The organism is Bradyrhizobium sp. ma5 (assembly GCF_042258955.1).
GTDB lineage: Bacteria > Pseudomonadota > Alphaproteobacteria > Rhizobiales > Xanthobacteraceae > Bradyrhizobium.
The window spans coordinates 5,459,170-5,476,277 of record NZ_CP170156.1 but is presented as its reverse complement, the minus strand read 5'-3'; the positions used below and the strand labels follow the sequence as shown (position 1 = coordinate 5,476,277).

The following is a 17,108-nucleotide window of genomic DNA, read 5'->3' as shown; positions in this document are numbered from 1 at the left end:
TATGTCAGCTTGAGTGAAACGGGCCCGGGTACGGCTCATATTATCGATCCATGCTGCCGGCCCGGGATTGAACTGCACCGACGATTGCTTGGCCGCCCTCGTGAACATGGACGTGCTCAACGCGGATGTTCTGTTCACCTCCGCCGCGCACGCGCCGGTATGTCTCGATCTGAGTGCAATATGCCCGCAGGAGCTTGGCCGATGCAGATGCCAAGCCGGGCAGCCGCTGAGAACCACCACCCGCGCCACCTATCCTAGACATCACGGCCATCGCGGCCATGTGTGTGCAGGCCGCTTGCAGCGCCAGGGCCGATTCCACCTCGTTTTTTGGGCCGAAAGCGGTAATCATCGCAATAGCGCCGTTGATGGCCAAATCGGACGCGGCCTCGCTAGGCATGCGGGCAGCCCGCTCCAGATGCTGGAGGGCCATGTCGACAAATTCGTCTGAAGCTGTCCCAAAAGCCGCCTTTAGTTGGTTGCGCCAGGTCACCTCGGGTGGACCGGGCGAACCAAACGAAACGACGTTGCCTCGGATATCTTCGATCCTGACTGTCGCGGGCCGCGTCCGGCGACGCCGGGGCGATTTCGCGGGAAGATTTTCAAGTTTGCTCATACTTCTGTCCATCAACGTACTTTTCACCAAAGACCGAACGAATCTGCGCTCCTCCACAGCCTCCCTCGTCCAGAATCCGTCGCGGTAATTGGGGTTCGCCGCCGCTCTCGGCGCGCCGGGCGAAGCACCGCCGTGAATGCGGCATCGGCCGTTCGGCATTGCGGGGGCAGCACAGACCCCGTGGGGGCGGGTTCGGGCTCCACAAGATTGTGTGCCACTCGCCTGTGCCACAGCGTGGGACGGGTCACGGCTCATGAGGTTGACCTCGAGAATTTGTGGACCCCCCGTCTGGGGCGGACACCGGACAACAGGACATGCCTAAAGGCATTTGTCCCTGTCTGTCCGGGCGAGATGTCGCCGGACAGAGTCTCGGTGTCCGGGCAATGTCCGGGTTGTCCGGATCTATGCGATCCATACGAGATCTCCGCATTTTCCAATGAGTTGCTTCTCCTGAAGCGCTTTCGCGGCCCTGACAAAAGCCTTCTGCTTTGACGCCTGGTCGACGTCCTCAGCGAACATTTTGGCGTAGCAGTCGGTGCGCCAAGTGGAATTGAGAATTGTCCGGGTTCCGGCTGGGATTTGAGGGACGGTGCTGATCTTGCCGCCAGTTTCCAGCGCGTCGGTAAGGATTCCGAGCGCGATTGCGGCCTGGCCGGTGACTTTGCCCTTGGCTCCGCTAAAAAAAAGTTCGGCAGGCCGTATTACGCAGGATGTGATTTCCTCACCATCGTCATCTATTCCGACGACGACCTTTTCAAGAGAACTAATGATCTTGGCTCCTTCCGGCCCATCCTTCATGAACTCAACGGTTGCGACCACGTTGTCTTTTCCGTCGCGCTTAACGGCAATTTGGGCGTCGGCCGCGCCAGTCAGGCTCGTGTGGCCGCGGGGCCGTGAACCCTCGACGCCGCAATGGTGGATGACAATCACGACGCAATTGAATGCCGAACGGATCATGTCGGCCGCGCGAATGTATTGCCCCATGTCCGTCGCATCGTTTTCAGAACCGCCGATTGAACGATTCAAAGTGTCAAGTACGACAACGCCGGGACAGATACCGGGAAATTGGTTCGTGATCGATTGTACGACGGCTTTTCCATCATTCGGGAGCTCAAGACGATCAGCACTCAGGAAGAATTCAATATCCGATATACTGTGTGCCCGACGGAACGCCTCAACGCGCGCGACGAAGCCCTCCTGGCCTTCAAGTGCGAAGTAAATCACGGGCGACTGTTTCACTTTATTCCCGCGGTATTCCCACCCAGCGGCGATATGAGCCACCAAATCGAAGACGAGGAAACTCTTGCCGCATTTCGGCGGACCCCAAACGACAACAAGACCCTCGTTAGGAATGATACCTTTCACCAAATACCGCGCAGTGGTCGAAAGCAGGATCTTCTGAAAGCGCGTGAATTTGAATCGGTCTCTTGTCGGTGATGCCGTCGCATATTCGGCGATCTCCTCAAGAACGGGGTGGGGCGACAACCCGTATTCAGCGAGGCTTCTCGGCGCTGGCGCATCGCCGATCACTAGGTTTCGGCTAGCGAGCGCGTCCATCGGTCTGGCTGGTTGCTGAAACTCAAATGCGCGGGCAATAATTGCTTGAACGGCGTCCTGTCCGATCGCGTCGACTAGATCGGTGGCGAGAGCGAAGTTCTGCAAACCATCAACCGCCTTTTGACGGGATATCGCTCCGTCTCGGACCAATCGAGCGCGCTCCACGCACCGTCCCTGAAATGCCTCACTTAACGTGTTGTCCGTCGCGATAACCCTGGACGACTTGCTCACCGGTCAATCCCCTCGGCGAGCATTCGCCTCCACTTCGCACCAGGAACGCGGCTTTTTCCGCCAAATCGGATAAGAGGGATTTGACCGCGTTTCGCGGCAGCATAGCTGGCGTTCCTCGCTAACCCGGCCATCTTGCCGGCCTCGAGTATGGAGTACGTATCAGGCCGGAGCGGCGCCTCCGCTACGACGCTTAGCGCCGGATCAACCGGCTGGCGCTCGATCGCCCGCACGTCCTGTCCCGAAGGGGTGGGAGATCGTGCGGTTCTCGCTAAATTGCCGTCAGCAGTAACAGCGGCGTTTTGCGTCGGGCTGACGTTAGCTGTATCCACGGGCGGCACCATTCGTTGCGACTGGTGCCGTTTTGCCCCTTGTTGTGCCAAATTGTAACCGGTAGAAATAATATCGGTCACACATCGGTTACATCGTTATGAGTGGATTAGAGATCAGCCTAAAGTGGTTCAGGGACTCGAAGGGCTATAAAATTGTTGGATCTGATGCATCGCGAAAGATTGTCGGAAATGGGGGTAAGCTCGTTGAAACGCAGCCTCTCCGCAACGACTCGCTGTTTCTCGCGTTCGCGAAGGTTGAAACGGATAATGATCTGCAACGTTTCGTTGGACACTATGGGCTCTTAGATGAGCCCAGCTATGACGGGCAGTTCGCAGCTGCTTTCGATTCCGAGACAAGGAGACTAGTTCCCTCTCGGGTTGTTGCGTGCGGCGAGGACGTCGAGGGTCACCTTCAAACTGCCGGAATGTTCCACGACCTGCTGATGCTCAGACCCCGTGGCCGCGCTTCTGCCGGTCTTTCGAGGTGGATCCAAAACCGAATGCTCGATGAAAGACTCGGCGAATTTGGCTTGGACTTTGTGTCGGGTTCTGGGTTCAAAGTGCAGCTTCAGGCGAACACTTTGATGAACGGAATGTTGATGCAACTGGCACGGAGCATATCCGGTCAACCGACTTTCCGCCTCTGCGAACTGTGTGGTGATCTTTTTGAGGTGGGGCCTGGGAAACGACGCGCTGATGCGATCTTTTGCTCGCCCGAGCATAAGATAGAGTTTCACAGCAAAAAACGATCGGCAGCCACAAGGCGGTCTAGTATACCCCGACGGTGAGGCGTCCATGGTGAAATAGAGCGACGCATTGTGCAGACTAGGCGTTTCTAAAGAAAGAAGTCTATCTCACCGCCGATTCAGCCGTTTGCGACTACTTCACCCTCGGATACGCTTGTTCAGCTCACTCAGGCGCGGCTCGAGCAAGCTTACGACATGTGTCTCAGCTTGAAAGTACGATGGGTAGATGACGTCAATCATTGGTTTTCGAACACCTCGATTCCATCGTTGAGCTTCGCCGGTCGAGTACTTGCGTTTCCCCTTTTCAAAGAGCTCTCGATAGCGAAAAGGTGAAATTCCCAAGAAACGTTGAAAACTCACCCGATTGCCTTTGCCATCGCCATCAACCTGGATTGAGTCTGAATGCAGCTCCTCCGCGTAGCTTTTCGGATAAGGTTCGATTGAGACAACCCGCCTGATGCCAGCGGCCACGATATGCTTGGCGCATAAATGGCAGGGAAAGGTGGTGCTGTACAACGTCGCCCCCGCGATGGGCACTCCCTTTCGAGCGGCGTCAGTTATAGCGGACATTTCCGCATGGATGTCGCGCCCGAACTCAATGAGATCCATCACTTTTGAATCTTTTAAGCCCGACGCAGAGTCGTCTGCCAACCACTCATCCGCCAGGGTGAGGGAGTCCTTGTTCCCGCATTTATCTTTTGACAGGCGGCCAGCCTTGAGCATTCGGTCGATAAAGTCCGCCACGAGTTCGCGCTTTTTTTCATCGTTTGGATCATGCCCGGTCACGAAGTCCCTATGATCAGATGGATCGCCGCTCCAATATGTGCCGCCGCTTGCTTTTGGCACTTCGTTACAGCCGAGCGAAACAATCTCGCCGGTGGACCGAAAGATCGCAGCACCGACCTGCCGGGTTAGTGCGGATGATCTCAATGATGCTGTTTTTGCAAGATACATCCCATATTCGTCGTGCGTCGGAGACACATGATTGTCGCCAAAAAGCGCGTGAATGAAGCGACCAACGGTTTCCTTTGATGACTTGCGGTCCGGCGCTTCAACGAATACGTCCGCCAACGGAAAGGCATCACGGACGTTTTGGCCATGTTTTGTGTCGCCCTCCATTTCGTCCTGTTTGACAAGGGAGTTCGCGGCGTTTTCAGCGTCCGCGTTTGATCCGAGCCGTCTCTTCGACTGGGTTTCCTTAACGGCGATCCGGCGCTTTCGGTAGAATTGTGGCTCGTAAGCAGAAACCTGAATGAACTGGCGTCCGTAAACCGCACGCATCAGCTTTATCTCTTCGGGGCGCTTGAACTGTCGGATTATGTATGCCCGCTTTGAAAGCGGCTGCTCAACGCTGCCACCCGTCGTTTCTCTGAACTGTCTTATTGCGCTGATGGCCAAAATAGCTAGTGCATCGTTTCGACCTAATTGTTCTCTCACTTTGTTTGCGTAGGCGATCCGTTGTTGGTACGACTCAATGTATCCAGTAGCATCGAGCAGAAGACCAACCTTCACTTCGCGCATGAGATCGGTGATGCGAAATACCTGTGAATCGTATCCGACCTGGCGTAGTGCGTCGATGAGTTCATCAGTTACAGCTTCCAAATCGACACCAACCGGGCCGACCAAGCCAAATATCAGTTCGGGATGGTCATCGAATGGAAGATCGTTCCCGGAATTGGAACTGGGCGTAGCCTCGCTACCTTGATTCACTTTCGCATCCTGTTTCACACATCACGAGCAATGCGCTTTTGAGCTTTGTTTTGAAGTTTCAGATCGGTCCCGACACAGGGAGAGGGTCATGGGAAATGTAAAACTAGAGCCGGGATGGCTTGAAAGAGATGTCGTTCAGGCTGTGCGCCGTACGCAAGAATTGGACGAAGAGAAATCTCAAGCACGCACGGCACGCGGGAATCGCAAGGACGATGATCGTCCCAGTAAGCCCGATTTGGCAACCAAGAGCTAATCGTTTCTCGCTCTGACATTTCAAATTTCGCCGCCGGTCTTGGTACTCAATCGAGCGGAAAATACCTAAGCGCCGGGTATGGCGATTTCGTCGCCGTGCTTGCTGGCGCATGGAAGCGATTCTAGCGGCTCATAGTCGGTGCGATCACCTGTCGCTGCCTCATTCCGTCAAGCCGGCGCCTAGTTCAATTTGAGTATGCCGCACGTGAACCAGCAACTCGACCTCTAAAAATTTATCTTGCACTAGTTAAAATGAACCAATATGGTGTAAACCATTCAAATTGAACCGAGGGGGTCCTATGCCGTTCGTCCGCGCCTATCTCCGGGCTTCCACTGACGAACAGGACGCAACGCGCGCCCGCGATCAACTCAAACTATTTGCCGCAGAGCGAAGCCTCAGTGTCGCCGCGTGGTACGTCGAGAATGAAAGCGGTGCGAAGCTGACGCGACCGGAGCTATTCAGGCTTCTCAGTGACGCACAGCCCGGCGACGTCCTGCTCGTTGAGCAGGTCGACCGGCTCTCGCGCCTCTCAGCGACCGATTGGGAACGTCTCAAGGCAGAACTGACCGTCCGCCGGATCCGCGTGGTCGCGCTCGACCTCCCAACGTCATGGATGATGGCGACGACGAGTGCCGACGATTTCACCACTCGCATGTTTGAAGCCATCAACGCGATGATGCTGGACATGCTCGCCGCGGTCGCCAGAAAGGATTACGACGACCGTAGGCGTCGGCAATTGCAAGGGCAGGCCAAAGCAAGGGCGGAAGGCCGCTACAAGGGACGGCAAGAAGACCGAGAGCGAAATGAAGGTATTCGCCGCATGATTACCGCCGGCCAATCGTGGACGTCCATACAGGCCACGACGGGCTGCAGTCGCGCCACAATCGCCAAGATAGCAAAACGGGCGAGGGCTGCCGCATGAGACCCGATTGCACAGCAGGGCGATCAGGCGAGCCGGCCGCTAAACACTGATTGCTGTATGCTTTGGCGGAGCGTCACCGCGGCGCAAGCCGGTGTAACAGTAGATATCAAACATGACGCAATCGCGAGTGCCGCGCGGCCAGCGTTGTTCGAACTGGATGATCTCATCTTTCGCGCAGACCGGGGAACCTTTGGTCTTCGGCTTGTTGCTCACGGCTTCGGGATTCATGATGTTCACTGCGCCACCGTGGTCGACCAAGATGATGCCCCTTCACCTCAACATGGTTTGTAGCCACTGTCACGCCGAAGTGAGCTTCGGCGGCGGCGTCGCGAGTTCGCTTGCGACGATCAGGCTTTCTCCATGGCAGGGAAGGGAAGCGATGCTGAAGACGACGCTTTCAGAAGGTCTACACGATCTCTCTTCGAAGCCGGGTCTTACCAGTGCCCATTTGCTGATCACAGACACTCCAAAGACGAACTCGCCGACTACTGAGCAGCAGATCCGAGGTGCGGACGGCGCTGCCGATTGGATCGTTCTCCCTGCGGGATATGATCCCGACGTCGTTCGTGACGTCGTGTCAAAGTCTTTCTCGTCTTCCCAGCTTCCTCTCATTGGTGCCGAGTAAAACTGCGTCCTGGGTCGCTATTAATTCGCTTTTGCGATGACGCCTACGGATGTGATCACAACCTAAGTGGCGCCACTGACGAGAGGTTGCCCGTCTAGGGAACGGATCTGTTGAGGCCGTTAGGCGGGTGCGCCGGCATATGGAGTGATGCGCTCGCGCTGCCAGCAGCCACGGCGCTGTACTTGGGTTACTTCGCGTTGCACCTGCCGATTCCCGGTACGGTTCTGCGTTGGGTAGACGAATAGCGATCGTAGGATGTTTGTGCGCAAATCAGCCGCTGCACAGCGAGGGATGCGTTGGCTCGACCGCCCACGGCCCACGGCCGGGTTGGCCGAGCACTCAATTGGGCTAGAGTGGCGCAAATAGCTCGCTCGCTTGCGGAGCTAACTCACCTTGCTAGCTCCAGTAGCGGATTTTGACGGCTGGACGATCGTACTCCGTGTGATCAAGGTCGGAAGGACAGGTTGCGGGTCGCGCGTTTGAGCCGAGGCAGTCGCCCACCGAAGCGATCCGAGCGAGGCTGATGACAATAAAGCTGCTTGGCCTTGGATTCGTCTCAACGGCCATCTGCTCTTTGGAGGTACCGGAGTCATACGGGGATCAAAGACATGACATCGTCCTGTGGGGGGGACGGGTTTGTGCTGAAGCCTCCCGACGACTGAAGCAACACATCCCACCTTGTTTTACCGAGTGGCATTGTTCGTTTCAGGTCTGCACATCGCTTTGCAACTGAAGTCGGTAAGTCAATCTCGCGCCTATCTAGGAGATCGCGAAAAAATGGCAGTCAGAATTGACAGCCGAACTCTCACGCAGTCATAATCAGCAATATTGACCCAGGGAATTGAGTGATCATCTCTTTTGTGGGGCAGTTGGTAGTTCGTTCTTATTTCGATTTCAATTGCAATCCAGTTTTTATCGTTGCTTCGGCAATCTCAAGTCACGTCCCAGAACGAATAGTCGAAGGGTGATCGGTGCCGCGTCGTTCGCGCTCGCGCGAGCTCGTTTGCTAGGTGTTGGTAGTTGAGCGCCGTCGGCGCGGCCTTCAGCTAAGCGACGATGCTTGAGTTCTCATCATCGGAGGGTGTCATGGCAATCTACAACCTCACAACATCGAACGACACCATCGTGGGTACGAGCGGTGCTGATACCTTCAATACAACGGCATCCACGCTGAATCCTGGTGACAGTTTAAATGGCGGCGGTGGTTCAGACACGCTCAATCTGCTGGGTTCGGGCACATTCCGCATTGATCAATTGGCGCAATTCACGGGCATTTCGACCGTTAGCGTAAACAATAGCTCTGGATCCACAGCGTATGTTTATCTTGGATCGCAGTCCCTCAACGTGAACGAGATTGCTGGGCCTAGTGGTGTCTATCTCGGCAGCGGAACTGTAACGATCAACAACCAAAGCTCATATGGTAACTCCGTCTATAGTCAGTCGAACACCAGCTGGAATGCGACGGATGCATTCACAGGCGTCGCTCAGTACATTTATCTCTACGGTTCCAACTATGATCTGACGTCGAACTCTTTTTCGAACGACTATGTCTATGCTTACGGCAGCAACGAGACGATCAAGATCAACAGCTCGGCAGCTGCAGGCGTTCTGCAATTTTATGGGAATGGGTCGAATACCATTCTCACGACATCGGACGCGGCGCTCGATCTTAGTCATACCAGTGTCAGTAACCTTGCTGTCACGAGCACCAACGCTGCAGGGACCACGTTCACGGTGCACGATGCGACCACCGCATTGTCGATCCAGGGTGGGCCTGGCACCGATACGATCGTCGCGTCAGGGTTCAATTTTAGCCAAGCTCAACGCGACCAGATCTTCGGCTTCACTTCCGTCGAGGTACTTAAAGATTCAACGGGTACCTATACGCCCACGTCAAGTCCGCACACTATTTATCTCACAACCTCGAATGACTCTATCGTTGGTACGTCCGGCAACGACACGTTCAACACACTAGCCGGAACATTGAACAGTGGTGACAGTTTAAATGGCGGCGGTGGTTCAGACACACTCAGTCTGCTGGGTTCGGGCACATTCCGCATTGATCAATTGGCGCAATTCACGGGCATTTCGACCGTCAGCGTAAACAATAGCTCTGGATCCACAGCGTATGTTTATCTTGGATCGCAGTCCCTCAACGTGAACGAGGTTGCTGGGTCTAGTGGTGTCTATCTCGGCAGCGGAACTGTAACGATCAACAACCAAAGCTCATATGGTAACTCCGTCTATAGTCAGTCGAACACCAGCTGGAATGCGACGGATGCGTTCACAGGCGTCGCTCAGTACATTTATCTCTACGGTTCCAACTATGATCTGACGTCGAACTCTTTTTCGAGCGACTATGTCTATGCTTACGGCAGCAACGAGACGATCAAGATCAACAGCTCGGCAGCTGCAGGCGTTCTGCAATTTTATGGGAATGGGTCAAGCACCATTCTCACGACATCGGACGCGGCGCTCGATCTTAGTCATACCAGTGTCAGTAATCTTACTATCACGAGCACCAACGCTGCAGGGACCACGTTCACGGTGCGCGATGCGACCACCGCATTGTCGATCCAGGGTGGGCCTGGCACCGATACGATCGTCGCGTCAGGGTTCAATTTTAGCCAAGCCCAACGCGACCAGACCTTCGGCTTCACTTCCGTCGAGGTACTTAAAGATTCAACCGGTACCTACACTGCGCCAGCAGCAAGTCCACATACTATTTACCTCACAACCTCGAATGACTCTATCGTTGGTACGTCCGGCAACGACACGTTCAACACACTAGCCGGAACATTGAACAGTGGTGACAGTTTAAATGGCGGCGGTGGTTCAGACACGCTCAATCTGCTGGGTTCGGGCACATTCCGCATTGATCAATTGGCGCAATTCACGGGCATTTCGACCGTTAGCGTAAACAATAGCTCTGGATCCACAGCGTATGTTTATCTTGGATCGCAGTCCCTCAACGTGAACGAGGTTGCTGGGTCTAGTGGTGTCTATCTCGGCAGCGGAACTGTAACGATCAACAACCAAAGCTCATATGGTAACTCCGTCTATAGTCAGTCGAACACCAGCTGGAATGCGACGGATGCGTTCACAGGCGTCGCTCAGTACATTTATCTCTACGGTTCCAACTATGATCTGACGTCGAACTCTTTTTCGAACGACTATGTCTATGCTTACGGCAGCAACGAGACGATCAAGATCAACAGCTCGGCAGCTGCAGGCGTTCTGCAATTTTATGGGAATGGGTCGAATACCATTCTCACGACATCGGACGCGGCGCTCGATCTTAGTCATACCAGTGTCAGTAACCTTGCTGTCACGAGCACCAACGCTGCAGGGACCACGTTCACGGTGCACGATGCGACCACCGCATTGTCGATCCAGGGTGGGCTTGGCACCGATACGATCGTCGCGTCAGGGTTCAATTTTAGCCAAGCTCAACGCGACCAGATCTTCGGCTTCACTTCCGTCGAGATACTTAAAGATTCAACCGGTACCTATACATCGCCTTATCCATCTCTTGGGTTCGCCTTGGCCAGCGATACGGGACTGTCCTCCACCGATCGATACACGTCGAATCCGGCTGTTGCGGGGAGTGGAGATCCAAATGCGACAGTTACGGTTACGATCGACGGTGCGACTGTCTCTCAGCCCATAATTGCTGACTCATCCGGGCATTGGTCTTATCTGCCGACCGGGCTGGCAGATGGCTCTCATGCTGTGACAGCAAGCGAAACAAATTCTGGCGGCTACACACGGATTGTGTCTCTCAATTTCACGCTTGATACAAGAGCCCCGTCAGCGCCGACATCTGTTTCAGACTCCGCAGTAATCAATGGTTACGTCAACAGCGCGCATGACACTTCAAGTCAGGTGTTGACAGGGAGAGCCGAGGCCAATGCTATCGTCACGATCTACGATGGCCAGAGCAATCTTGGAACAGCTACGGCGGACGGGTCTGGCAACTGGAGCTTTACTTTAGGCTCTCTCGCCGACGGCAGCAGCCACAGCCTGACGGCAACCGCCACCGATGCGGCGGGTAATACCGGGGTGGCGAGCGCCGCGCTCGCGTTCACCGTGGATACTCGGGCGCCGGTCGCGCCAACTAGCCTAGCTGATGCCTCGATCGCCAGCGGCTATGTCAACGCAGCCAACGACACGGCGACGCAGAAGCTGACGGGCTCGGCGGAAGCCGGCAGCACCGTCACGGTCTATGACGGGAGCACTTTGCTCGGAACGGTGGCCGCCGATGCCACCACCGGCGCCTGGAGCTTCACGCTGGGTCATCTTGCCGACGGCAGCCACAGCCTGACGGCGACCGCCACCGATGCGGCGGGCAACACCGGGGTGGCGAGCAGTGCGCTAGCCTTCAACGTCGACACGCAGGCGCCGGTCGCACCGACCGGCCTGGCCGATGCGTCGATCGCCAGCGGCTATGTCAACGCAGCCAACGACACGGCAACGCAGAAGCTGACGGGCTCGGCGGAAGCCGGCAGCACCGTCACGGTCTATGACGGGAGCACTTTGCTCGGAACGGTGGCCGCCGATGCCACCACCGGCGCCTGGAGCTTCACGCTGGGTCATCTTGCCGACGGCAGCCACAGTTTGACAGCCACTGCCTCGGACAGCATCGGCAACGCGAGCGTGGCGAGCAGTGCGCTAGCCTTCAACGTCGACACGCAGGCGCCGGTCGCACCGACCGGCCTGGCCGATGCGTCGATCGCCAGCGGCTATGTCAACGCAGCCAACGACACGGCGACGCAGAAGCTGACGGGCTCGGCAGAGGCCGGCAGCACCGTCACGGTCTATGACGGGAGCACTTTGCTCGGCACGGCGGCTGCCGACGCCACCACCGGCGCCTGGAGCTTCACGCTGGGTCATCTTGCCGACGGCAGCCACAGCCTGACGGCGACCGCCACCGATGCGGCGGGCAACACCGGGATAGCGAGTAGCGCGTTGGCGTTCAACGTGGACACGCAGGCACCGGTTGCACCGACTGGTTTGGCCGATGCCTCGATCGTCAATGGCTATGTCAATGCAGCCAACGACACGGCAACGCAGAAGCTGACGGGCTCGGCAGAGGCCGGCAGCACCGTCACGGTCTATGACGGAGCTACAAAGCTCGGCACGGCGGCCGCCGATGCCACCACCGGCGCCTGGAGCTTCACGCTGGGTCATCTTGCCGACGGCAGCCACAGCCTGACGGCGACCGCCACCGATGCGGCGGGCAACACCGGGGTGGCGAGCAGTGCGCTAGCCTTCAACGTCGACACGCAGGCGCCGGTCGCACCGACCGGCCTGGCCGATGCGTCGATCGCCAGCGGCTATGTCAACGCGGCCAACGACACGGCGACGCAGAAGCTGACGGGCTCGGCAGAGGCCGGCAGCACCGTCACGGTCTATGACGGGAGCACTTTGCTCGGAACGGTGGCCGCCGATGCCACCACCGGCGCCTGGAGCTTCACGCTGGGTCATCTTGCCGACGGCAGCCACAGCCTGACGGCGACCGCCACCGATGCGGCGGGCAACACCGGGGTGGCGAGCAGTGCGCTAGCCTTCAACGTCGACACGCAGGCGCCGGTCGCACCGACCGGCCTGGCCGATGCGTCGATCGCTAACGGCTATGTCAACGCGGCCAACGACACGGCGACGCAGAAGCTGACGGGCTCGGCAGAGGCCGCCAGCACCGTCACGGTCTATGACGGAGCTACAAAGCTCGGCACGGCGGCTGCCGACGCCACCACCGGCGCCTGGAGCTTCACGCTGGGTCATCTTGCCGACGGCAGCCACAGCCTGACGGCGACCGCCACCGATGCGGCGGGCAACACCGGGGTGGCGAGCAGTGCGCTAGCCTTCAACGTCGACACGCAGGCGCCGGTCGCACCGACCGGCCTGGCCGATGCGTCGATCGCCAACGGCTATGTCAACGCAGCCAACGACACGGCGACGCAGAAGCTGACGGGCTCGGCAGAGGCCGGCAGCACCGTCACGGTCTATGACGGGAGCACTTTGCTCGGAACGGTGGCCGCCGATGCCACCACCGGCGCCTGGAGCTTCACGCTGGGTCATCTTGCCGACGGCAGCCACAGCCTGACGGCGACCGCCACCGATGCGGCGGGCAACACCGGGGTGGCGAGCAGTGCGCTAGCCTTCAACGTCGACACGCAGGCGCCGGTCGCACCGACCGGCCTGGCCGATGCGTCGATCGCCAGCGGCTATGTCAACGCGGCCAACGACACGGCTACGCAGAAGCTGACGGGCTCGGCAGAGGCCGGCAGCACCGTCACGGTCTATGACGGGAGCACTTTGCTCGGCACGGCGGCTGCCGACGCCACCACCGGCGCCTGGAGCTTCACGCTGGGTCATCTTGCCGACGGCAGCCACAGCCTGACGGCGACCGCCACCGATGCGGCGGGCAACACCGGGGTGGCGAGCAGTGCGCTAGCCTTCAACGTCGACACGCAGGCGCCGGTCGCACCGACCGGCCTGGCCGATGCGTCGATCGCCAACGGCTATGTCAACGCAGCCAACGACACGGCGACGCAGAAGCTGACGGGCTCGGCAGAGGCCGGCAGCACCGTCACGGTCTATGACGGGAGCACTTTGCTCGGAACGGTGGCCGCCGATGCCACCACCGGCGCCTGGAGCTTCACGCTGGGTCATCTTGCCGACGGCAGCCACAGCCTGACGGCGACCGCCACCGATGCGGCGGGCAACACCGGGGTGGCGAGCAGTGCGCTAGCCTTCAACGTCGACACGCAGGCGCCGGTCGCACCGACCGGCCTGGCCGATGCGTCGATCGCCAGCGGCTATGTCAACGCGGCCAACGACACGGCGACGCAGAAGCTGACGGGCTCGGCAGAGGCCGGCAGCACCGTCACGGTCTATGACGGGAGCACTTTGCTCGGCACGGCGGCTGCCGACGCCACCACCGGCGCCTGGAGCTTCACGCTGGGTCATCTTGCCGACGGCAGCCACAGCCTGACGGCGACCGCCACCGATGCGGCGGGCAACACCGGGGTGGCGAGCAGTGCGCTAGCCTTCAACGTCGACACGCAGGCGCCGGTCGCACCGACCGGCCTGGCCGATGCGTCGATCGCCAACGGCTATGTCAACGCAGCCAACGACACGGCGACGCAGAAGCTGACGGGCTCGGCAGAGGCCGGCAGCACCGTCACGGTCTATGACGGGAGCACTTTGCTCGGAACGGTGGCCGCCGATGCCACCACCGGCGCCTGGAGCTTCACGCTGGGTCATCTTGCCGACGGCAGCCACAGCCTGACGGCGACCGCCACCGATGCGGCGGGCAACACCGGGGTGGCGAGCAGTGCGCTAGCCTTCAACGTCGACACGCAGGCGCCGGTCGCACCGACCGGCCTGGCCGATGCGTCGATCGCCAGCGGCTATGTCAACGCGGCCAACGACACGGCGACGCAGAAGCTGACGGGCTCGGCAGAGGCCGGCAGCACCGTCACGGTCTATGACGGGAGCACTTTGCTCGGCACGGCGGCTGCCGACGCCACCACCGGCGCCTGGAGCTTCACGCTGGGTCATCTTGCCGACGGCAGCCACAGCCTGAGGGCGACCGCCACCGATGCGGCGGGCAACACCGGGGTGGCGAGCAGTGCGCTAGCCTTCAACGTCGACACGCAGGCGCCGGTCGCACCGACTGGCCTGGCCGATGCGTCGATCGCCAACGGCTATGTCAACGCAGCCAACGACACGGCGACGCAGAAGCTGACGGGCTCGGCAGAGGCCGGCAGCACCGTCACGGTCTATGACGGGAGCACTTTGCTCGGAACGGTGGCCGCCGATGCCACCACCGGCGCCTGGAGCTTCACGCTGGGTCATCTTGCCGACGGCAGCCACAGCCTGACGGCGACCGCCACCGATGCGGCGGGCAACACCGGGGTGGCGAGCAGTGCGCTAGCCTTCAACGTCGACACGCAGGCGCCGGTCGCACCGACCGGCCTGGCCGATGCGTCGATCGCTAACGGCTATGTCAACGCAGCCAACGACACGGCGACGCAGAAGCTGACGGGCTCGGCAGAGGCCGGCAGCACCGTCACGGTCTATGACGGGAGCACTTTGCTCGGAACGGTGGCCGCCGATGCCACCACCGGCGCCTGGAGCTTCACGCTGGGTCATCTTGCCGACGGCAGCCACAGCCTGACGGCGACCGCCACCGATGCGGCGGGCAACACCGGGGTGGCGAGCAGTGCGCTAGCCTTCAACGTCGACACGCAGGCGCCGGTCGCACCGACCGGCCTGGCCGATGCGTCGATCGCCAACGGCTATGTCAACGCAGCCAACGACACGGCGACGCAGAAGCTGACGGGCTCGGCAGAGGCCGGCAGCACCGTCACGGTCTATGACGGGAGCACTTTGCTCGGAACGGTGGCCGCCGATGCCACCACCGGCGCCTGGAGCTTCACGCTGGGTCATCTTGCCGACGGCAGCCACAGCCTGACGGCGACCGCCACCGATGCGGCGGGCAACACCGGGGTGGCGAGCAGTGCGCTAGCCTTCAACGTCGACACGCAGGCGCCGGTTGCACCGACCGGTCTGGCCGATGCGTCGATCGCCAACGGCTATGTCAACGCGGCCAACGACACGGCGACGCAGAAGCTGACGGGCTCGGCAGAGGCCGGCAGCACCGTCACGGTCTATGACGGAGCTACAAAGCTCGGCACGGCGGCTGCCGACGCCACCACCGGCGCCTGGAACTTCACACTGGGCCACCTTGCCGACGGCAGCCACAGCCTGACGGCGACTGCCACCGATGCGGCGGGCAACACCGGGATAGCGAGTAGCGCGTTGGCGTTCAACGTGGACACGCAGGCACCGGTTGCACCGACTGGTTTGGCCGATGCCTCGATCGTCAATGGCTATGTCAATGCAGCCAACGACACGGCAACGCAGAAGCTGACGGGCTCGGCAGAGGCCGGCAGCACCGTCACGGTCTATGACGGAGCTACAAAGCTCGGCACGGCGGCTGCCGACGCCACCACCGGCGCCTGGAGCTTCGCACTCGGGGCGCTGGCCGATGGTAGCAGCCACAGCCTGACCGCGACGGCGACGGATGCGGCGGGTAATACCAGTGTCGCGAGCAGTGTGCTGGCATTCAAGGTCGATACCCATCCGCCGGTTGCACCGACTGGCCTGGCCGATGCGTCGATCGTCAACGGCTATGTCAACGCAGCTAACGACACGGCGACGCAGAAGCTGACGGGCTCGGCGGAGGCCGATAGCACCGTGACCGTCTATGACGGGAGCACAATGCTCGGCACTGCGGTGGCTAGCCACGGGGGGACCTGGAGCTTCACGCTGGGTCATCTTGCCGACGGCAGCCACAGCCTGACGGCGACCGCCACCGATGCGGCGGGCAACACCGGGGTGGCGAGCAGTGCGCTAGCCTTCAACGTCGACACGAAGGCGCCGGTGCCGGCAATTGTAAACATTACACCGAACATTTCGAACAATCTCACGACGTTGACGGGAACTTCAGAAGCAAATAGCAGCGTTCAAATTCTCGACGGAAAAACACTGCTTGGCACGGTTTTGTCTGACGCAAACGGACACTGGGTCTTCCAAACAAATGTGACAGGCGGGGCCGTTCACACATTTAGCGAGGTTGCGAAAGATGCATCCGGAAATGTGGGATCTTCCGCGGGGGTCGCGCTCTACAGCCCCAGTGCAAATCTGAGCTTAAATGGCGGTACTGGGAACGACGTTTTGATCGGTCGGTCTAACGACAGTCTGACCGGAGGCGGCGGCAGCGACACGTTCGTCTTCAATGCTGGATTTGGAAAGGAAATTATAAAAGATTTTAGTGTGACGTCGGACTTCATCGAATTCGCTCACGGTCTTTTTTCGAGTGCCCAGGATGTGCTGGCACATACTCACGACGTTGGTGGAACTGCCGTAATAACTCTCGACGCAAACGACACGCTTACCTTAACGGGAGTGAAGTCGGCACAACTTCTTGCGTCAGACTTTCATTTGTTGTGAGGAGCGGCACATCTAGCATTGGCTAGAAGTCGATTTCCGCGGCAGGGCACTACAATCTCTGTCGCATCCGTAAGGCAATAGGCGCGCTCCCTGGTCGGC

At 59.3% G+C, this 17,108-nt stretch carries 6 protein-coding genes and 1 pseudogene; 3 read left to right on the top strand and 4 right to left on the bottom strand.

Annotated features, from left to right (window positions below):
* Positions 1-40 precede the first annotated feature (40 nt).
* From ACE103_RS25545 to ACE103_RS25530, 4 genes and pseudogenes are all read right to left on the bottom strand, one after another.
* On the bottom strand, positions 41-613 hold the full coding sequence (locus ACE103_RS25545) for a hypothetical protein (protein ID WP_375781314.1): 573 nt from the start codon (positions 611-613) through the stop codon (positions 41-43).
* Between the two features lie 153 nt (positions 614-766).
* Positions 767-868, bottom strand: a pseudogene (locus tag ACE103_RS25540) (hypothetical protein); the annotation flags it as partial.
* 147 nt (positions 869-1,015) lie between these two features.
* The gene (locus ACE103_RS25535) at positions 1,016-2,401 is read right to left on the bottom strand and encodes an AAA family ATPase (protein WP_375775346.1); all 1,386 of its coding nucleotides are present in this window, start codon (positions 2,399-2,401) and stop codon (positions 1,016-1,018) included.
* Between the two features lie 1,213 nt (positions 2,402-3,614).
* Positions 3,615-5,186, bottom strand: coding sequence for an anti-phage dCTP deaminase (locus tag ACE103_RS25530; RefSeq protein ID WP_375775345.1), 1,572 nt, complete (start codon positions 5,184-5,186; stop codon positions 3,615-3,617).
* A 551-nt stretch (positions 5,187-5,737) separates the two neighbouring features.
* Here ACE103_RS25530 and ACE103_RS25525 point away from each other — a divergent pair.
* From ACE103_RS25525 to ACE103_RS25515, 3 genes are all read left to right on the top strand, one after another.
* Entirely contained in the window at positions 5,738-6,361 is a 624-nt protein-coding gene (locus ACE103_RS25525; RefSeq protein ID WP_375775344.1) for a recombinase family protein, read from the top strand.
* 112 nt (positions 6,362-6,473) lie between these two features.
* A complete protein-coding gene (locus ACE103_RS25520) occupies positions 6,474-6,986 on the top strand; it encodes a hypothetical protein (protein ID WP_375775343.1) in 513 nt (170 codons plus the stop codon).
* 1,086 nt (positions 6,987-8,072) lie between these two features.
* Positions 8,073-17,009, top strand: coding sequence for an Ig-like domain-containing protein (locus ACE103_RS25515; RefSeq protein ID WP_375775342.1), 8,937 nt, complete (start codon positions 8,073-8,075; stop codon positions 17,007-17,009).
* Positions 17,010-17,108 lie beyond the last annotated feature (99 nt).